We start from the raw sequence: 19,559 nt of genomic DNA on the forward strand, positions 1-19,559 counted from the left end.
CACTTTATACACCAACTGAATTGAATCTCAGCTAAATTCTGTATGTTATGAACAAGAGTAGCTGATCGGGAGTAATAGGTATGCAGCACGTTCGTAACTTACAAAATCTTCCTACCTTGCGCGCAGTCAGCTTAAATCCATTGAATGCATCATGAAACGTCTTCTTATTATCGTCGGTATTATTGCAGCCATTGCGCTCGTTGGCTTTTTCACACTACGTAGCTGGACGAAATCCAGTAGTCCTGAAGCGATAGCACAGATTGATCAGAATGGATTGAAAATCACGGTCGATTATTGTCAGCCGTATAAAAAAGGTCGTAAGATTTTTGGAGGATTAGTGCCCTACGGGCAGGTCTGGCGCACGGGTGCCAACGAAGCAACCGTCATCGACTTTGATCAGAACGTAATTGTATCCGGACAACCTTTAGATAAGGGCGAATATTCACTCTGGACGATCCCCTCGCAAAATGGGTGGATTGCTATTTTCAATGGTGAAACGGGTCAGTGGGGCACTAATTACGATCAGACGAAAGACGTATTACGGGTCCCCATTGTCTCGCAGAAGCACAGTCCGATGGCCGAGCAATTTTACATTAGCTTTCGACCCGCTGCCAACGGTGCCGAAATGGCTCTGATCTGGGATGAAACAGAAGCGGTTGTCCCGATTCAGAGACGATAGCTATCGATGAAAACTCGTGGCAATAAACTTCAGAACGTCGGGTAGACCCGTGCGCCAGTAAGACCACGTATGAGCGCCGTCGCGCACACGGTACTCGTGCGGAATTTTACGGTCAAGCAGGGCAATGTGAAGCATAGCGTTTCCGACCGTTAGCCCATCATCGTCTCCACAGTCAATGTACCATCGGACTTTAGTCAGGTCACCTTCTGGTGCTGATTTGGCCAGGGTAATCGGGCTATTACGTTTCCAGGTAATTGTCAATCGCTCTTCGCCTTTGACTGGCCCGCTGAACAAAGGGGCATATACCGTATTGTAGCGTTCGTCAGGGACACTCATGAGTGCTTCGTCTGTACGGACAGCCGCGCTCAGTGCTGCGCAGACACTAAACAATTCAGGGTGATGCATCGACAACACTAAGGAACCGTAGCCACCCATTGATAACCCCGAAACAGCTCTGAATTCGCGTTGCGGTCGTGTACGAAACATGGTATCAATGTGAGGGATAAACTCCTGCACAAACATGTCTTCGTAACGTATTTTACTTTGATAATCGTTGATGTAGAACGTAGTACCGGCATCTGGCATGACGATGATCATAGGCGGTATCTCACCCGACCGAATACCCGCATCGGCAATTCGATCAGCTTCACCGAATTGTATCCAACTGGTTTCGTTATCGCCAAGGCCATGTAACAGATAAAGCACTGGGTAACGGCGATTTGACGTATAATAATCAGGGGGTAGGTAAATAGAGTATTTCACCGCTCGATTTAGAAGCGAGCTATTCAACACCATACTTTCCAGCAAACGAGTCTGCGGGGCGGACACAACCGGTACAGGACCGTTGTTCTGGGGTGATGTTAGTTGAGCCCGCCGACGTGATTGAGCCGTAGTCGTGAAAACCAGAAAACTAAATAACGAGCAAATCAGAAAACTACGTAGCGACATTCGTGAGTGGGGAGAAATACTAGTTAAATGAATACGAAATTTGCCGTGGCTTAGTGTATGAAAAAGCCTCTACGTTCTCGCAGAGGCTTTTTCATACACTAAATTTTTAACAGTTATTATCCAACACTGCCTTCCAGGCTGATTGCCAGCAGCTTTTGCGCTTCTACGGCAAATTCCATCGGCAGTTGATTTAGCACTTCTTTAGCGTAGCCATTAATGATCAGAGCTACGGCTTGTTCCGTCGGAATACCGCGTTGGTTGCAATAGAACAATTGATCTTCACCAATTTTCGACGTAGTGGCTTCGTGCTCGACAGTAGCTGTTGGGTTGTTTACTTCCAGATACGGGAACGTATGCGCACCGCACTTATCACCTAACAACAGCGAATCACACTGAGAATAATTACGAGCGTTTTCAGCCCGTTTCAGCACCTGAACTAAGCCCCTGTATGAGTTCTGACTTTTACCAGCTGAGATACCTTTCGATACAATCCGGCTCTTCGTGTTTTTACCGATATGGATCATTTTGGTGCCCGTATCGGCCTGCTGCATATTGTTCGTAACAGCTACCGAGTAGAACTCACCAATTGAATTATCACCTTTCAGAATGACCGAAGGATACTTCCACGTAATGGCCGAACCCGTTTCGACTTGCGTCCAGGATATTTTGGCATTTGCGCCTTCGCAGATACCACGCTTGGTTACGAAGTTGTAAATCCCGCCTTTGCCGTCTTTATCGCCCGGATACCAGTTCTGCACCGTCGAATATTTAATTTCGGCGTCAGCGTGAGCAATCAGTTCGACAACGGCTGCGTGAAGTTGGTTTTCGTCGCGCATGGGTGCCGTACAGCCTTCGAGGTAACTCACGTATGAGCCTTCATCGGCAATGATAAGCGTTCGTTCGAACTGCCCCGTTCCAGCGGCATTGATACGGAAATACGTCGAGAGTTCCATCGGGCAACGAACACCTTTCGGAATATAACAGAATGAACCGTCGGTGAATACCGCAGCATTCAGGGCGGCAAAATAATTATCCTTAGCGGGTACAACTGAGCCAAGATATTTCTTGACCAGTTCAGGGTGTTCATGAACGGCTTCGGTAATGGAGCAGAAAATGATGCCGCGTTCAGCGAGGTCTTTTTTGAACGTAGTGGCTACAGAAACTGAGTCCATAACGGCATCCACAGCTACGCGCGGCCGATCACTTGGCATCGCATCATCCATAGAACCATCACCATCAACTACACCTACCAGCCGTTTCTGTTCCTGTAGTGAAATGCCGAGTCGTTTAAACGTATCGAGCAGTTCAGGGTCAATTTCGTCGAGGGAGTTGACAGTTTTCTTTTGCTTCGGTGCCGAATAATACTTAATGGCCTGATAGTCAATCTTAGGATATTTGACGTTGGGCCAGTGTGGTTCGGTCATCTCCTGCCACATCCGGAACGCTTTCAGCCGGTTTTCGAGTAACCAGGCGGGTTCGTCTTTCTTCGCAGAAATGAAACGGATAATACTCTCATCAAGACCCACCGGGGCCTCGTCAGCCTCAATCACCGTCTCGAATCCGTATTTATATTCGGCGTTGGTTATGCTTTCTAAAATGTCAGCGTCCTTGCTCATAGTCTCGGTTAGTCGCTTGGGTATATTATCCCTTGCGGTATACTATTTCAACAACTTGCCGGTTAGGTATGTTCCGGGCAGGTTGGACAAATATCGGAAACTTTCCGTTATTTCGGGCATTGCACTACGTATAGTCTATCTACTATGGATACGCCCCGGCGACGCATCAATATTGAACTTCTTCTCGGTATTTCGGCTACCTTCCTGAGTTTAGCCGCACTTGTTGTCTCCATTTTTCAAACCAAGATCGCCCGCGAGCAGCAGGAGGCATCTGTATGGCCACGAATTGCAACCAGTAGTGGGGTCCTTGAGTTAAATTTTACTTACTCGGTAGCCAATCAGGGTGTAGGACCAGCTATTATAAAATCAGTGGAGACTATCTATAAAGGGCATAAGTACCCAACCCTGTCAGTCTTGTTGTTTCAACATACAGGCCATCTAAATGGTGGATTTATGCATGGAACTCTAGAACCAGAAATGGTTTTAAAAGCTGGCGATGAATATGAATTGTTTAAGCTCATGCGAAATGACGAACCTCTTAGCTCTAAGCTTGAGAAAATAGTCACTGACAGCTCGTTTCATTTTCGGATACGATACGCCGATATTTATGGCAATTGCTGGCAACTCGACCAAAATAAAGTAACAGAGCTGGGAAAATGCCCTCAGCATTAAACAAAAAATGCCATCACACGGTGGTAATGGCATTCGTTACGTTGAGTGAATCAGAAAGTTATTGTGTCGACTTCGTCGTTACTTTAATACTACTGTAATAGAGTGTTGTTAAGCCTTCAAATCCTGAATCGGTACCGACCAGCAACCAAAGCTCACCGTTATTATTACTACGAGCCGTAAAAGGTTTGTTGGCATTAGAGCGCGTAATAAGCTTGTATCCGGTTACGTCGTCGCCTATACCAACATTGCCTAACGTAATAGCATCTTTGCCATCAGTGGCCTGAGCACCTTTGTCAACGTTAAGTGAATAATAATTGTCTTTCAGCTCTTTAACGGGCTCAATCGACGTAGCACCGGCTTTCAGATAGACACTACCTCCTGGCGAACCCCCAATGCCAACCGAATTTGTCGCGTATTGTGAAGCTAATTCAATCTCGAATAACAGGGAATAATCTGTATTAGGCTGTAGACCTGTCACTTTTTTCTTCAAAAACATAAACGCATCATCGCTGCGATTCATGCTTTCCAGCATCAGCGATTTCCGGCTGCCGTCCAGAGGAGTTGGCAGACTGGTCCAGGCTGCTTTGAAACGCATACTGGTATCCTGTGCAGTGCCGTAATCAACAATGTTGGCCGACCAACCATTGCTGTCATACTGAAAGTTGGATTGGTAAGGAAGGCCAGGTAGTACAGGAACATTTTCCTGTTGACAGGCGGAAAAAAGAAATAAACTGCTCGTTAAAATGGTAGCAAAAAACAACGTTGATTTCATTATTAACTCGAATTGGTTTCCTATACGGATTCCATCAGGTCAATAACCGTTGTAAGGAAAGTGAAAATTAACGATACCGATTTCTTCCTGATGAATCCAGACCGCGTAGCGCCAAGTAAAATGCGATGACGTAAATAAGCTGATTTCCAGCGGTGGTCCAGTCTTCTTTCAGGGTTGTGCCAAACAGTAGGGCGCCGATTGTTAGCCCGCCTATAAAGTATCCCCATTTACTGAACTGACCGCCTAGCAGAATCAAAATACCGCTGGTTAGTTCAACAAAGGGAAGCGTATAGAGAAACGTTTTGGTCAGAATTTCAGGTAAGATTGTGTTGGCAAAACCAGCCCCCATCTTCGCGACAAACGCACTTAGTTTGGGAATACGTACAAGACCGTGCATAAGCATATTAATCCCCAGGCCGATACGTATCACAAGCTGAGCTAACTGGTTCGTATTCATACGTTAATGCATAATGTATACTTAAAGATGCGTAACGATTTTAGGAATTCAACAATTTCTGCCGGTTTTTCTTAAAAGTCTATTCATCAGCCGTGTCCGCTTCGCCATTCTCGACGTCTTCTTCAGCCGTTATATCGTCGTTGAGGCCTTCATCATCGGTGTTTTCGTTAACTTCGGCTTTCTCAGGTTCGGGGCCTGATGCTTTGACTGGATTGATACGTTCATACTGGGAGACACCTGGGCTGGCTTCCTGACCTTGAGCCATAAGTTGTACAACCCCTTGATTGTCATCGTCAGCCGGGTTGTATGCATTGTTGTCACTAGTGTTCATAACGTTATCGGATTAACTATTAACTGTTGATAAATTCAGACCTATAGGCTTTTAAACCTTATAGGTCTATACACCACCTGAGCGCGTTACGTGCCCACCTAACGCGTAGTTATCATCCTGATGATGATCGTGTTCGCCAGTAGGATCACCCTCTTCATCGACGGGCTCGTCCTCCAATTCGTCTTCTTCTATATATTCATCATCGGAGTCGTCATCTCCATTTTCGGGGAACAGGGCGTCTGTAGCTTCGCTTTGATTTTTGAAGTCGTCGGCGTCAATGAGGCCCATGGGTGAAGCAATTAGCTCTTTATCAGTAGAGCTTTGGCGAGTTGATGCGGTTGCCATAGTCGTTGAGTGGTTTGTTATACGCAAGATAACCCGGTAGAATAGCGAAAGGTTAGACTTATTTGACTGCTTTTGTTATAGACTTAGTTCGCCTGGCCCATGAAATCATTCCTACTACTTATCAGCCTGCTGTTATGGGGTATCGTCCAGGCTCAAAACAGCCGTGAACCTCTGTTTTCCTCATTCGACGGGACAAAAATTCATTACGACATTTTGGGTGAAGGGAAACCGGTTGTTTTGCTGCATGGCTTTATCAGCAACAGCGAAAGCTGGAAACGTGCCCCTGTTCGGCAAGCGCTGGCCGATTCCGGATTTAAAGTTGTTACGCTCGATTTACGGGGTAATGGGCTGTCAGACAGGCCACACGCGGCCGACGCTTACCGCGATAATACCGAACTCAAGGACGTAATGGCGTTAATGAAACAGCTTGGTCTGACCAACTACGACGTAGTGGGCTATTCGCGCGGAGCCATTCTAACGGCAAAATTGCTGACGATGGATAAGCAGGTACGTCGGGCCGTAATGGGGGGTATTAGTGTTGACTTCTCTGACCCCAACTGGTACCGACGCCGGAATTTTCACGAAGCGCTGACCAAACCGGGTAGCCATCCTGAATTACAAGCTGCGGTCGACAACGCTAAAAAATCGGGTGCCGATACGGTTGTGCTGGCTCGTCTACAGGAATTTCAGCCCGTTACGTCCCGCGCTGAGTTGGGCAAGATTCGAATTCCGGTGCTTGTTGTCAATGGCGATCAGGATAAAGATAATGGTGATCCACAAACGCTGGTCGATGCCATACCGGGATCTCGTTTGGTCGTTGTGCCGGGTAATCATGGTGGGGCGATGCGAACGCCGGAGTTTGCAAAAGCTGTCGTGGAGTTTTTGACGAAGTGAATCGGCTAGTGCATCATCCAGCTAAGCATATAGGCTAGTACGGGCAACACGATCCAGCGGAAACGGAGGTTATTGTACCATTCATCTGAAGTAGCCATAATTGATCCAGTTAAAATGAGGTCCCCCCTTTAAAGCCTAAGAAAATACGACCAGCAGGTAGAGTACAGTGAAACTGGCACTTAGCCACGGATTCAGATTTAGTCGGTACGTCCGAATGAAATGCTGACTGATCGTTAAGGCACTACCAATTAAGATGCTTGTTTGCCAGTGAAACGCTAATCCAATGGCCATAACGATACCGCCCAGCAGTAAACTCATGGCCAGATGACCCGTATAGTCGAGTAGGGTTTCGAGAAACGGAAATTGTTTTGACTTCCATACATACAAACTGATCAGGCTCAGTTGTCCACCTAGCAGGGCGAATACAGACCAATCGAGTGATCCAGCAACAACGTAGTGCAGACCGCCAACCAACCCTAATGCCAGCATAACGAACATCAGTCGATAGCCAAGCCGAAACTCGGGTTGAAGATCCAGTAGCTGCCAGCGACCGGGTGCTGACGTAATGATAATCCGCCGGTTATACGAAATGAAGGCGTAAAGTTTTTCCAGGAATGCCCTGAACCACTTGAGTGACAAAATCTTTTCAATGGAATGACTCCGTTGGCCAAACGCATAAACCCAGGTGTCAACGCCGTATAATGTCTCACCACCATCCAGATCAACCAGCGGAATCTCATGCCGTGCACGTTGCTTATCTAAGCGGTTGAGAATGGATTCCTGGGTCAGCTGTTCATTACTGATTCGGGATAAGCAGCCACTAGTGTCGGCGGCTACCATCCCTTTCGTATAAAGGTTGCACATCGGGCAACTTCCGTCGTAAATCAGTAGCTTTTTCATGACTTATTGTCTTTTAAATTTTCAGAAACAATTGAAACTAATTAACTAAAAAAATTATCGAAATACTTTAAGAAACTGACTCATCAACCAGTTCTCCTCGGCCTCAATAACGGCGTTAAGCGTATTATCGGCAAATCCTACTACGTTGCTTAAACCTTCCATAACGCGATGAAACTCCTGTGATTCGGGCGTATCGGCCGGAATGGCTTTAAGCTCGTTCAGTACGTCAACAACGGGCGTAATTTCCCGACGCCGACGTTCTTTTGCAACTTGCCGCGCAACTTTCCAAATGTCTTTTTCGGCAATAAAAAACTCCCGTCGCTCACCAACTTTGAGTTGTTTATAAATCAGGCCCCAATCCATCAGATCGCGAAGGTTCATGCTGGCGTTTCCCCGCGAAATCTGCAACTGTTCCATGACATCTTCTGTAGACATTGGCTCTGGCGAAATGAGCAGCACCGCGTGCAGTTGCGCCATTGAGCGGTTAATACCCCACTGCGTAGCCAGCGTTCCCCACGTGTGAATAAATCTATCCTTTGCTTCCTCGAATGTCATACCCAAAGGTAAATCATTGTTTTTATAATTTCAAAATATATTGAAAGTTTTGTGTGCCTAATAAGACTATCTATACTTACGTGGCAACGAACTAATGAATCTAACAACAGCTGATTTGAATTACAGGTCAGAAGTTTGAATAAGGCTTAACGAGCAGTGGACGTCTCGTCAATTAAATTAGTTTTTCATCTAGTCAACAGTATACGAGCTATTCTCATAGTAAATGTCCGTGGAAACTACTTAAAAACTGTAGTTTCCACGGACATGAGTAGTAGGGTGATGCTAACTATTTCTTTGTTTTTGGTGATAGGGAAGGAGGCATAATTCCGGCTTCGTTCTGTTCGTACTTCGGTATTTTAGGCGCGCCATGCACCTTAGGCGCTTTGGTGGCTACTTTCTTGACATTCTTGTTTTTCTTTTCCTCGTGAGCCATGATAGTAGTGTTTAGGGTAGAACACGAATTCCCCTAAAACGCTTTAATTAATTTGTTTTCGGGTACAGGCCCAAATCAGGGCAAACCTGCAATACCCAGCCATTTGTTAGGGTTGGGGCAAATCGCTAGAAATTTCTTCCGATCGGTTAGGGAACAAACGCCGGGGAAGTCGCCTTTCAAACCAAGCATGTCGTTCATCAACTGAAAGTGGAGATGGGGAGGCCAGTCGCCGTTTTCGGGGTAGGGGCCAATCTCGCCTAGTTTCTCACCCGCATTAAAAGCTCTGCCTTCATACAACCCTTCCAACGATTGGCGGGTCAGATGGCCATAGAGCGAGTAATACGGCTTTTCTCCTGGGTTATGGTGTTCCAGAATAATGGTTGGTCCGTAGTCGCCGAAAGTTGCATTGTCCTGGAAACTATGAACGCTGCCATCTAAAGGAACATACACTGGTGTTCCGGCATCAGCCCAAAAATCGATGCCCAGGTGGATTTCACGCGGTTCCGCGTCTGATGTATTGAAATGCTTACTCCGGCGATAAATAACCCGATGCTCGTTGTACCCGCCTACACCGATTTTGGCACCTGCTGCTTTCAATTTACCAAATACATAATCAGTAAACGTAGCGGTGTTCGCCAAGTCAAGACCGGGCCGACGTTCGGGGGCGAGGTCAGGGTTCATCGCTGAAAAATCGAGAAGTAAATAAGGGTCGTTCGTGAAATCAAAAGGGAGTAGCATTGATACGTTCAGGATAAATGAAGGAAGTGCTATGTATGAACATGACATAGAAAACTTCACCTTAAACTACGTCAAGACGAGCTAAAGGGCAACTGTTGACTACTTGATACGATCAATTTTATCTAAATCAACTTTTCTAAACATATGAAAGCCAATGCTATACTATTCAGCCTTTGTATCGGTTGGGTAATCTTATTGCCGAGCTGTGCAGATACTACCACTGTGCGCCCTTTATTGGGAGACTGGATTGTCAACAGTGCATTAGACGGCGTAGCCCGAAGTGCCGCCGTTACGTTTACGATTGGCAACAGAGCTTATGTTGGAACGGGCCTGGACAATAAGAATCAATCACTTAGGGATATGTGGCGGTATAGCCCTGAGCAAAATACCTGGACGCAGGTAGCCAATTTCGCTGGAGAGGCCCGAAGCGAAGCTGTTGCCTTTGCCGTCAATACAAAAGGATATATCGGACTGGGTTTAGCCAACAATGGGGTCTTGTTACGTGACTTCTACGAGTATGATCCGAATTTAAATGCCTGGAAACGCGTCACTGATTTTGGGGGATCGGCCCGATGTTCGGCCACTGGCTTTTCTACTGGTGCGAAGGGCTTTGTCAGTCTGGGGTTTGATGGTCAGGAACAACGGGATTTATGGGCGTATGAGCCATCAGCTGATACATGGATCCGTAAAGCTGATTTTGGTGGCAGTGCTCGTGTCGGGGCTATTGCGTTTATCATCAGTAACCTCGCTTACATTGGAACGGGAAGTACACAAACCGTCAATCAAAACGATTTCTGGGTGTATGATCCGGTGAAAGACGTATGGACCCAGCGCCGGGATGTACCGGATACGGCCTTTCCAAGAGCATACGGCGTGGGTTTTGTGATCAATAGGATTGGTTATCTGGCGACGGGATCGAGTGGGAGTAGTATTTGGGCCTATAATCCCGGTGATGATTCCTGGACAGCGAAAGCCGTTTTTGAGGGCGCTTCACGAAAAAAGGCTGTTGGCTTTGCTATTGGTTCGAAAGGGTATGTGACTACTGGTGAAAGTGGCTCTGCCCGCTTCGATGATTTATGGGCATTTGATTCGACCTACTGAGACTTCCTTGTCGCTTTCGGATGTTGACGGTATATTTACAGCTATTCTTTTTGTTATTGACCTTATATTCTTCGGCAAACGGATCGTTTATCCCAACTCTATGGAAGCTGCTATTGAAAAACCCGTTAACAAGGCTACCGTCTTCGGTCATCCAGTGGGCCTATTCGTTCTCTTCTTCACGGAGATGTGGGAACGGTTTAGCTATTACGGGATGCGGGCGATTCTATTGCTGTTTCTGATCGATACGGTTCGCGGAGGAATGGGGCTGAACGAGCCGGAGGGTGCGGCTATTTATGGGATTTATACAGCCTCCGTTTATCTGCTTTCGCTACCTGGCGGCTGGATCGCCGATAATATTCTGGGGCAACGTAAATCCATCTGGTATGGTGGATGGATTATTATGCTTGGTCATATCATTTTAGCCTTCCCGGCCGGGCCGGGCTTGTTCTACGCCGGTCTTTGCACAGTTGCGATCGGTACTGGTTTACTCAAGCCAAATATTAGTAGTGTCGTCGGGGAATTATATCCTGAAGGAGGTGCGCGTAAAGATGCCGCATTCTCGATTTTCTACATGGGCATCAACCTGGGTTCGTTACTGGGTATTTCCGTAGTTGGCTATCTGGGGCAGCGAGTTGGCTGGCATTACGGTTTTGGAGCCGCTGCCGTAGCGATGGCATTGGGTCTTGTTACGTTCCGGCTATTAGGCCAACGTTATCTCAGCGAATATGGCAACTACGTAGCCCAACCGAAAACCGACGATGGACAAACTTCGGGCAGCAACCGTTCGCTGCTGGCATTTTTAGCGGTTATTATTGTGGTATTGGCTGCTCTTCAGCTAACGGGTATTTTAGACCTGACCACGGCTCAGGGACTGGCGAGAGCGATGGGTACCATCATTTCGTTGATAGCGCTGGGCTACTTTATCTATATTCTGACAGCCGGTGGATTGGATGCTGTTGAGAAGAAGCGGGTGGTTGTGCTGTTTGCCTTCTTTCTGGCATCGGCCCTGTTCTGGGCAGGAAATGAACAGCAAGGCTCATCGCTGCAAATTTTTGCAGATCGCTACACCGACCTTAACCTGCTCGGTTGGGAGGTACCATCCAGCTGGTTTCAGAATCTGAATCCCGCTTTTATTCTGATATTTTCGCCCGTTCTGGCCGCGCTATGGGTCTTTCTGGCAAATCGGAAGATCGGGTTTTCAGTACCCGCTAAATTCGCAACGAGCTTGCTTTTGCTAGGCCTGGCCTACCTAATTATGGTCGTGGCGTCTAAACTGGCGCTGACCGGTACACGCACATCGCCCTTATATCTATTTTTCACGTATCTGTTTTTCACCCTGGGCGAGTTATTTCTGAGTCCGGTGGGGTTAAGCGCGTTCTCCAAACTAGCTCCCAAACGGTATACCAGCCAGTTGATGGGTATCTGGTTTGTTGGTACGTCGCTGGGTAATCTTATTGCCGGCTTGTTTGCAGGTGGATTCGACGAGGAAAACGTACAGCAAATGCCTTCTATGTTTCAAAGCGTGGCCTATTTCGGGCTAGGTGCAGGCCTTATCATGCTGCTCTTCGCCAAACCGCTGAAGAAATGGATGGGAGGAATTGACTAGAGGCATGAATCATCCCCACGACAAACTGTTTAAAGCAACTTTCTCGCAGCCTGATGTTGTCGCTTCACTGATTGAGGATTTATTCCCGCCTGCGCTAGTGGCTGGGATCGACGTACAGACGCTGGTACTTACGACGAATTCCTACATCGACAATGAGCTGAAAGAACACTTTGCAGATCTGGTTTATCAATGTCAGTTTAACAATCAGGCCTCTTTCGAGATTGCGTTACTGCTCGAACACAAGAGTTACCCTGACAAACACCCGCATTTGCAGTTGTTACGCTATATGCTCAACAGGTGGCAACAAGACGCGCAGGCGAATGAGGGTTTAACACCGATTGTTCCTGTGCTGATTTATCATGGTGCAACACGCTGGCCGCATCGTTCGCTTGACGCGCAGATGACGAAAATGCAGCCGGAACTTCGTGTGTACCTGCCCGAATTCGACTATGTTCTGATTGATTTGTCGCGTCTTGACGATACGCAGATTCTAAACTTCCGAAGCCAGTTTCTGGCACTTTCGACTTCTTTGCTGAAATACCACGATCAGAGTAAGCATGTAGAATTTGTTCGACAGCACATTATGACGATGTTGAGCAACGTTGCCGAAGCTGACCTACGGGCTATCATTGAACCAACATTTCTGTATTTGCTTGAAACCTCAAACTTGACTGGGCACGAAATCGTTGCTATCTTTAGTACTGTATCGAAAAAAACCGAAGACGCTGCTATGACTGCTGCTGATCAACTCCGTTTAGAAGGCCGTTTAGAAGGACGAGTAGAAGGTCGTATTGAAACTACTTACAAATTTGTTAAAGGAGCTCTTAAGCTGGGGATGGACGCTAAAACCATTGCGAGCACCTTTGAACTGGATGTAAAAGAGGTGGAGTCGATTATTGCTATTTTACAGCAAAAGAAGGCGTAGTGTAAATAGTACGTTGCGTTTATCCGCCTGCTTTCTTCGCTTTGTAGCCCTTTCCCGTAAGCCACGCTAATACTTTGTCGCGGTGGTCGCCCTGAATTAGAATTTCGTCGTCTTTTGTTGAGCCGCCTGATCCACAGGCGGTTTTTAATTGTTTACCTAAATCAGCCAGATCGGCATCGGTGCCAATAAAATCACGTACCGCCGTTACAACTTTGTTACCACCTAACTTGACCAGCCAGATCTTGAGGTTTTGCTGGGCAGGTGGCAGGGCCTCGGCTTCGGACGAATTGTCAGACTCGTAGTCAAAGTCTGAATTCGTAGAATAGACAATCCCACCAGCAGCTCGGTCCGTTTTATTTTTCTTACTCATAAAGAAGGCTATTTGCGGGCAAAATTAACCCTTTTGTGCGAGCGCCCCCATCCAGTGCGGTACCATTTTTTGATGTAATGGCCAAGCCAGAGCCAGAAACCCGATAGAACCACCAACGGCAGGATAACAAACTTAACCGCAAATGCTGGCTCGGGCATTGAGGCCACTGGTCCGTAAATGTAGCCGAGAATAGGAATGCTGGCCAGAATATGAAACCAGCGAATAATTTTACGCTCGGTAGCCGCTTTCATAACGTAACGGGTTAGAGTTCCATCAGTTGCCGGACGGCGTCGCCATACGTACTGCCGGTCGTTAGTTTCGTACCTTTTTTATCATTTATAGCCAGAACGAACTTTCCGTCGAAATGGCGATGAACTTCGCTGATTTTTTGGCGATTCACCATTGCCGACCGACTGATGCGCACGAACGTATCGGGTAACTTTTCGTTAAGCGTTGTCAGCGTATAGTTCGTCAGGTACTTCTGGCCCTCTGTTGTGGAAAGGAAGACGTATTTATCTTCGGCCTCGAAGTAAGCGATGTCGGAGAGAGGCACCAGAATGATTTTTTCGCCGGTTTTGACCGAAATCGAATAGATCTCCTTCTTCGGCTGCATCTGCGCCAGTAGCCGCATGACGCTTTCCGTCATCGGATTGCTGTTCGGTTGTGTTTCGTTACGTTCAACCAACGAGCGAATCTTTTGCGCTGTCCGAGCTAACCGATCTGTTTCAATAGGTTTCAGCAGGTAGTCGACCGAGTTTTCTTCGAAAGCCCGAATCGCATACTGATTGAAAGCTGTTGCGAAGATAACCATCGGTACTGTTGTTACTTTCGATAACATCTCAAATCCATTCAATAGTGGCATTTCAATATCCAGGAAAATGACATCCGGCTGTTCAGCTTCGATAAGCGTTAGGCCTTCTGCACCATTAGACGCTTCACCAATTACCTCGAACGTATCGCGGTACTTATCCAGTAATCGACGTAAACGACTGATCGCTAGTGGTTCGTCGTCGATGAGTATCGTTTTTAAGGGGAATGTCATATTCGTATTGTGTAAACGGTATCGTGGACTTTAGTCCGCATAACTGCAGGCTAAAAAGCACATTTATATGTAAGCCTGCGGTTATGCGGATTAAAGTCCACGATACCACCAATTAGCTAATTCGTAGGTTCGCTGGATAATACGCTGGTGGGTTCTGAGCGAACTTTATCCATGCGAATGGACAGTAAAACCTGTTTAAGCGGCCAGTTCTGGAGTTCGACGCGGGCGGCATCGCCATACAGCAATTTGAGTTTGTCCTGAATACTACGTAGTCCGTAACCCCCATCCATATCGTCGGGGAAAGCCGGGCCATTGTCGTGGACGCACAGGTTTAAATCGCCAGCTTTTTCATAAATCCGGACATCGATACGTCCCATGTCAGCGCGTTTGGCAATGCCATGCTTAATCGCGTTTTCGACAATCGGTTGAAGCAGAAACTGTGGTAATTTCAGATCACTGAGGGCTGGATCGGAAACTTCGACGCTAAACGTAAGCCGGTTGCCGAAACGCACTTGTTCAACTTTCAAATATGTTTGGACCATCTCCAGCTCATCCGCTAACGTAGCAAACAGTTCACCGGTACGTCCGGTAGAATAGCGGAAGAGTTTCGATAAAAGCAAGGTCATTTCTTCAGCTTTATCCGGATCGTCGTGTACTAAACTGGCAATGCTGTTCAGCGAATTGTAGAGAAAATGCGGGTTAATTTTAGCCTGCAACGCATCCAATTCTGCACGGGTTTTTAATTTTTCCAGATTGAGCAATTGAAATTCCTGCTCCGAAAGTTTACGGGTTAATTGCCGGCCTTGTTGTAGAACATACAGGAAAAAATTGGCAATTAACAGATCGCCGAACACGTAGACGTACCAGGCCGCCGTTTTCTCAATTCCGCCGGGTCGGCTGGCCAGAGCCTCAATATAAGGTCTGCCAAGGATCATATATAAACCACTATTAACGAAGAAAAAACTAACTATAACGGCCAAACTAACGACGATGTGACGTTGCCACATTGACGGCAATTGGCGTGTAAGCCAACCAGATAAGGCCCATGTCAGCAAAAAGACAACGGCACCGTCGGTCATATTTTGCACGATCAGGAACCGATACAGACCCGCCATCAATGGGTCGTTTGTCGTGACAATGAGGTTGGTGAAGTAAACGATGGCATTGCAGCCATAGATCAGCAAAGCGCCCAACAGCGCTCCGATGAGTGTGCCCCAACCCGGCTTTTGCAGAATCGTCGTTAGAGTTATAGGCTCGGCCCGGTCTGTGGTCGGGGGGCGGTATTTGCTACGTCCGGAGAAGTTGAACGTAGCGCCTTCCACATTAGCACCGCTTAGGTCGACGTCTTCCAGACCACAGAAATTGAGGTTTGCTTCATACAAATCGGCCTCGGCGAACGTAGCGCCTTCGAGATTTGAAAAACTTAGATCAGCCTGGCGGAGAATGGCTCCGCGGAAATTAGCCCGTCCGAGGTTCGAAAATCGGAAATCCGCCTGTGTCAGATCAAGACCGCTGAAATCGAATCCGGCCAGATCAGAGCCCATCATGTTAAGCCGTCGGCCATTTTTGCCAATCGTGCCGATAAGTTGTTCGCGAGTCATGGAGGTATAGTCAAGAGTCGTCAGTCGTTCGTCAAGAGTGATTCGTAACAGTCAGAATTCGCAGTCGTTTTTTACGATCGACTCCTGACTATCAGCTAGCAACTTTTATTTACACTTCGCCAGAAGCGGTTCGATCTGCTTTTGCCCCCACATCGGCGCCAGATCGTTGGCTGGTTTAAATGTAGAAAATTTTTCAGTAGCCTGTTTCAACACTGGACAGGCATTACCGGGACCACCGCCGAACTGCTCGGGCGTATACATCAGCGACGAACCTTCGAGCACATATATACGAGGATTATTGGCATTCAGTGACTTAGCTTTTTCGAGCCCTGCCTGAAACAGTGGCCCATATTGCTGCCAGCGGTTCATCGGATCAACGACCATGCGCGACTGAGCAATGTACGCCTTCAGAACAGCCAGTTCGTCATTGTCGGGGGCAATGGCTTCAGCCGCTTTCAGGTTCTTGTCGGCCTGATCGAGGTATTTGTCTTTCTCCGTTTCGTCTTTGCCCATAAATCCCAGATAAACGTAACTCAAACTGGCGTAATAGCGTGGCAGCCATTCCTTTGGTTCGGCGTTGGCAATTCGTTCAAATTGGTTAGCCGAAGCCAAAATGTCAGAAACCGGCGACTTTTCACTACGTGATTGCATCGTACTGATAGCCTGGCTCATGGCCTGTTTATACTGGTCTGACCCGGTCTGGATGGACCCAGTCTGGATGGACCCGGCTGAAGTTGACCCGGTCTGGATTGGCTGTGCCCAGACAGGACTGGTGGCGACAAGAGCTGTAATGGCGAGAATAAGAATGGTTTTCATGGGAGTTAACTGGATTTATTACGTGATCGATTACTTACTTTTAAAGGCCATGAGAATGCGTTGGAACAGACTTGGCTTTTGAACGCGGCAATTATGAAAAGCCCGAATTTTCCACTCGCCGGTTGCTTTCGTCAGAATCGTAGTCTGGATGGACAATCGATCCAAGGGCGGCTTTTTCTGGAAACGTAACTGAACCGTTCCCGTTGAATGCATCAGAGCAATTGTGGGACTCAGAAAAGAAATAGTTGGTTGGTTTGAACCCAGGTGCATTGTAGACCCTCTGAGTGCCCACGAATCGAACAATTCCTGATGAATCTGCTCGTTTTCCTGCCGACCTTTTATGTGCTGACCGGCAAACGTTACGTAGTCGCAGTCGTCGGTTAGGTGGCTGGCATAAGTTTTTGCATCGCCCGCATTCCAGGCAGCGGCCAGTTTGCCAACTACCTGACGAATAGCGGCTTCTTCCACTTTTAGCACAACTGGCTGAGTTGGCTTTACGTTTGTTTTCATGATCTGCTTTTCAGAACTTACAAGTCATTTACGTTCACTTTCGCTTTTTTCGAGAGCATGATCATGCCCCCAACAAAGAAGCTTCGGTACGACTGCGGCCCAACGGCGTAGCGCGTTTGGCCTGGTCCGCCATTGCGGTCAGGGGTGTAACGGTACGTAAACACATTATGCGTATTCAGGATGTTATCGACCGACGTGTACAGTACGACCAGATTCTTCTTGATCCGGGTAATGTGGCTGGCCGAGAAACTCAGGTTATTGACCATTGGCGTCCGGTCGGCGAGGAAGTTCTCATTGGTCGGATTGTAGTACGGACGACCGCTGCTGATGGTATACGTTAAGCCCATGTTGGTGCTGATCTTTTCGAAATACCGTTTGCCGATCAGACTGATGTTGTGATTCGAGATGAACGTGGGTGTTGCGGCCACTGCAAACTGTTGAAACAGACGCTTCGAATCAACGTAGCTATATGTAACCCAATAGTCAAGTCCTTTGATGGTTTTCTGATCGCGCCAAAAAATATCAAAACCCTGTGCGTATCCATTCCCTGAGTTATCAGTGCGACCTATTGGAAAACGGTATGGATTGGCGTCATGAGGTTGCCCGGTGAACTCACGAACCAATTGCGCGTAGTTTTTGTAGAACGTCTCAACCCGGAACGTTCGCTTGTTTTTGATGATCTGATAGTTCAGAATCAGGTGGTCGGCACGTTCGTAATTCAGCGACGTATTGTGGTACAGATAGCGATAATCCGGTGTTTGGTAGAACTGGCCATAGGCTAGCGACACCTGGCTGAACGTGCCCGTTTTGTAAGCCATCGAGATACGGGGAGCCAGATTGAAGCGGCTGATGACCGACGAATATTCGCCCCGAAGACCCAACTGAACGGCTAAATTTCGACCAAGATATGTTTGTGACTCAACGAACACGGCGCCATAATTGTCGTGCAACGCATACTGAGTGCCCGCCACCGCATTTCGATACGTAACGCGACTGGCTTCTGTCCCGAGCAGCAGTGAATTATTGGCCGGAAGTAAACGGGTCAAAACAGCCCGGCCCTGTAAGCGTTCACTCGACCGGCCAAAATCATAGACATCGAACGTAGTGGCATCCGTATCATAACTGTAAGATAGTCCTGAGTTGAGCGACCAACGCCCTCCAGCCCAACTATCGGTATACGTACTGGTTGTGAAAAAGTTGCCGTTCCGTTGATTGAAAGCCGTTTTACCTGTTTCATTCGATGGATCGATAAAGTTCATACCCAGGCGACTGTTCGAATACATACCGTAGAATTTGAGCATACCCGTTTTGCTGGGTTGCAACCGATACGTTAATGATGAGCCCGCAAATTCCGGTACGTGGGTCCAGTCCATATTCTGCCGAACCAGACTAAACAGCGGTTTTAAATTACCATAGTAACCCGTGGCCGAAATCGACGAATTCTCCGTTGCATGATCGTAGCTAAGTGCTGCATTGGCCAGATTGATACTTACCCCAAGCCCTTCGTTCTGCGTTTTATCGGTTGTGTTGAGTAGCAATACCGAGGAGAGTGCCTGACCGTACTGCGCCGAATAACCGCCGGTGCTAAACGACGTACCTTTAAACATGAAGGGCTGAAACCGTCCCCGCGATTGTAGGTCAGGCATCGAGCTGAAATACGGATTCTGTACAATCATGCCGTCAATAACCACTTTAGCTTCTTCGCCCGAGCCGCCCCGCACGAATAAGCCGGTTTGTTCGCCCACGCGTTGTGTACCCGGCAGCAGGTTCATGGCGGCCGTGATATCAGCGTTAGCGCCTGCGGTCGTGACAATGTCCATCGGTTTGAGCATCGTCATGCGTTTTTCGTCGGAGGCTTCAAACGATCCGGCTGTAATTACCACCGTGTTCAATTCGTTAGCCGTTTCGGTCAGGCGGATGGTAAAGGGCGTGCTTTGGCCAATCGAGATTTTTTTGCTGAACGGCTCGTAACCGATATAAGACACGAGTAACGTAGCAGTATCTTTAGCGGATGTAAAGCGGAAATTTCCGGTACTGTCGGTGTTAGCGCCGTCATACGTTCCCTGGAGAAACACGTTGGCTCCCGGTAAGGCACGGCCCTTCTGATCCATCACCCGACCGGTTAGGGTGCTTTGAGCGGAGGCAGATAACGTAACACCCAGGAGTAAAAAGAGGAAGTAAACTGGTTTCATGATAGTCCGGCGATGCAGTGATTGGCGATTGGATGAATCAAAACTAGTACGTCCAA

The 19,559-nt window shown here is 47.6% G+C and carries 23 protein-coding genes; 6 read left to right on the plus strand and 17 right to left on the minus strand.

The features are described from left to right. Positions 1-151: 151 nt before the first annotated feature. Positions 152-679, plus strand: a complete 528-nt coding sequence (locus IC230_RS05360; RefSeq protein WP_191037958.1) for a DUF2911 domain-containing protein — start codon at positions 152-154, stop codon at positions 677-679. On the opposite strand, the gene IC230_RS05365 is transcribed toward IC230_RS05360, so the two are convergent. Next, positions 680-1,627, minus strand: coding sequence for an alpha/beta hydrolase (locus IC230_RS05365; protein WP_191037959.1), 948 nt, complete (start codon positions 1,625-1,627; stop codon positions 680-682). A 116-nt stretch (positions 1,628-1,743) separates the two neighbouring features. Further along, on the minus strand, positions 1,744-3,243 hold the full coding sequence (sufB, locus tag IC230_RS05370; RefSeq protein ID WP_191037960.1) for a Fe-S cluster assembly protein SufB: 1,500 nt from the start codon (positions 3,241-3,243) through the stop codon (positions 1,744-1,746). Between the two features lie 144 nt (positions 3,244-3,387). Between sufB and IC230_RS05375 the strand changes: the two genes are divergently transcribed. Beyond that, positions 3,388-3,915, plus strand: a complete 528-nt coding sequence (locus IC230_RS05375; RefSeq protein WP_191037961.1) for a hypothetical protein — start codon at positions 3,388-3,390, stop codon at positions 3,913-3,915. A gap of 58 nt (positions 3,916-3,973) precedes the next feature. Here the strand turns inward: IC230_RS05375 and IC230_RS05380 are convergent, their stop codons facing one another. From IC230_RS05380 to IC230_RS05395, 4 genes are all read right to left on the minus strand, one after another. Next, positions 3,974-4,687 (minus strand): hypothetical protein, encoded by a 714-nt coding sequence (locus IC230_RS05380; RefSeq protein WP_191037962.1) that lies wholly within the window; start codon positions 4,685-4,687, stop codon positions 3,974-3,976. A gap of 67 nt (positions 4,688-4,754) precedes the next feature. Continuing rightward, complete coding sequence (locus IC230_RS05385) at positions 4,755-5,144, minus strand: DoxX family protein (protein ID WP_191037963.1); 390 nt, start codon at positions 5,142-5,144, stop codon at positions 4,755-4,757. Between the two features lie 79 nt (positions 5,145-5,223). Further along, complete coding sequence (locus IC230_RS05390) at positions 5,224-5,475, minus strand: hypothetical protein (RefSeq protein WP_191037964.1); 252 nt, start codon at positions 5,473-5,475, stop codon at positions 5,224-5,226. Positions 5,476-5,541: 66 nt separating this feature from the next. Beyond that, complete coding sequence (locus tag IC230_RS05395; RefSeq protein WP_191037965.1) at positions 5,542-5,820, minus strand: hypothetical protein; 279 nt, start codon at positions 5,818-5,820, stop codon at positions 5,542-5,544. A 99-nt stretch (positions 5,821-5,919) separates the two neighbouring features. Here IC230_RS05395 and IC230_RS05400 point away from each other — a divergent pair, with 99 nt between their 5' ends. Beyond that, the gene (locus tag IC230_RS05400) at positions 5,920-6,714 is read left to right on the plus strand and encodes an alpha/beta fold hydrolase (RefSeq protein ID WP_191037966.1); all 795 of its coding nucleotides are present in this window, start codon (positions 5,920-5,922) and stop codon (positions 6,712-6,714) included. Between the two features lie 135 nt (positions 6,715-6,849). On the opposite strand, the gene IC230_RS05405 is transcribed toward IC230_RS05400, so the two are convergent. The 4 genes from IC230_RS05405 to IC230_RS05420 form a co-directional block, all read right to left on the minus strand. Next, positions 6,850-7,614 (minus strand): thiol-disulfide oxidoreductase DCC family protein, encoded by a 765-nt coding sequence (locus IC230_RS05405; RefSeq protein ID WP_191037967.1) that lies wholly within the window; start codon positions 7,612-7,614, stop codon positions 6,850-6,852. 54 nt (positions 7,615-7,668) lie between these two features. Continuing rightward, positions 7,669-8,169, minus strand: a complete 501-nt coding sequence (locus IC230_RS05410; RefSeq protein WP_191037968.1) for a GbsR/MarR family transcriptional regulator — start codon at positions 8,167-8,169, stop codon at positions 7,669-7,671. Between the two features lie 286 nt (positions 8,170-8,455). After that, complete coding sequence (locus IC230_RS05415) at positions 8,456-8,602, minus strand: hypothetical protein (protein ID WP_191037969.1); 147 nt, start codon at positions 8,600-8,602, stop codon at positions 8,456-8,458. Between the two features lie 75 nt (positions 8,603-8,677). Continuing rightward, positions 8,678-9,340, minus strand: coding sequence for a peptidoglycan DD-metalloendopeptidase family protein (locus tag IC230_RS05420; protein WP_191037970.1), 663 nt, complete (start codon positions 9,338-9,340; stop codon positions 8,678-8,680). 144 nt (positions 9,341-9,484) lie between these two features. On the opposite strand from IC230_RS05420, the gene IC230_RS05425 reads away from it, so the two are divergent. The 3 genes from IC230_RS05425 to IC230_RS05435 all read left to right on the plus strand — a co-directional run bounded on the left by IC230_RS05425 (position 9,485) and on the right by IC230_RS05435 (position 12,972). Then, positions 9,485-10,441, plus strand: a complete 957-nt coding sequence (locus IC230_RS05425; protein WP_191037971.1) for a Kelch repeat-containing protein — start codon at positions 9,485-9,487, stop codon at positions 10,439-10,441. A 100-nt stretch (positions 10,442-10,541) separates the two neighbouring features. Beyond that, entirely contained in the window at positions 10,542-12,047 is a 1,506-nt protein-coding gene (locus IC230_RS05430) for a peptide MFS transporter (RefSeq protein ID WP_191037972.1), read from the plus strand. A 4-nt stretch (positions 12,048-12,051) separates the two neighbouring features. Then, positions 12,052-12,972 carry an Rpn family recombination-promoting nuclease/putative transposase gene (locus IC230_RS05435; RefSeq protein ID WP_191037973.1) on the plus strand — a complete coding sequence of 307 codons (921 nt, stop codon included), beginning with the start codon at positions 12,052-12,054 and terminating at the stop codon, positions 12,970-12,972. Positions 12,973-12,991: 19 nt separating this feature from the next. Here the strand turns inward: IC230_RS05435 and IC230_RS05440 are convergent, their stop codons facing one another. The 7 genes from IC230_RS05440 to IC230_RS05470 form a co-directional block, all read right to left on the minus strand. Then, a complete protein-coding gene (locus IC230_RS05440; protein WP_191037974.1) occupies positions 12,992-13,342 on the minus strand; it encodes a translation initiation factor in 351 nt (116 codons plus the stop codon). 8 nt (positions 13,343-13,350) lie between these two features. Beyond that, positions 13,351-13,593 (minus strand): hypothetical protein, encoded by a 243-nt coding sequence (locus tag IC230_RS05445; protein ID WP_191037975.1) that lies wholly within the window; start codon positions 13,591-13,593, stop codon positions 13,351-13,353. 11 nt (positions 13,594-13,604) lie between these two features. After that, on the minus strand, positions 13,605-14,384 hold the full coding sequence (locus tag IC230_RS05450) for a LytR/AlgR family response regulator transcription factor (protein WP_191037976.1): 780 nt from the start codon (positions 14,382-14,384) through the stop codon (positions 13,605-13,607). A 116-nt stretch (positions 14,385-14,500) separates the two neighbouring features. Beyond that, positions 14,501-15,985 (minus strand): histidine kinase, encoded by a 1,485-nt coding sequence (locus tag IC230_RS05455; protein WP_191037977.1) that lies wholly within the window; start codon positions 15,983-15,985, stop codon positions 14,501-14,503. A 105-nt stretch (positions 15,986-16,090) separates the two neighbouring features. Next, positions 16,091-16,801, minus strand: a complete 711-nt coding sequence (locus tag IC230_RS05460) for a hypothetical protein (protein ID WP_191037978.1) — start codon at positions 16,799-16,801, stop codon at positions 16,091-16,093. Positions 16,802-16,831: 30 nt separating this feature from the next. Further along, complete coding sequence (locus IC230_RS05465; protein ID WP_191037979.1) at positions 16,832-17,311, minus strand: SgcJ/EcaC family oxidoreductase; 480 nt, start codon at positions 17,309-17,311, stop codon at positions 16,832-16,834. A gap of 17 nt (positions 17,312-17,328) precedes the next feature. Continuing rightward, the gene (locus IC230_RS05470; RefSeq protein WP_191037980.1) at positions 17,329-19,503 is read right to left on the minus strand and encodes a TonB-dependent receptor; all 2,175 of its coding nucleotides are present in this window, start codon (positions 19,501-19,503) and stop codon (positions 17,329-17,331) included. Positions 19,504-19,559 lie beyond the last annotated feature (56 nt).

It is taken from the genome of Spirosoma validum (genome assembly GCF_014699035.1).
In the GTDB taxonomy this organism is placed as follows: Bacteria; Bacteroidota; Bacteroidia; order Cytophagales; family Spirosomataceae; genus Spirosoma; species Spirosoma validum.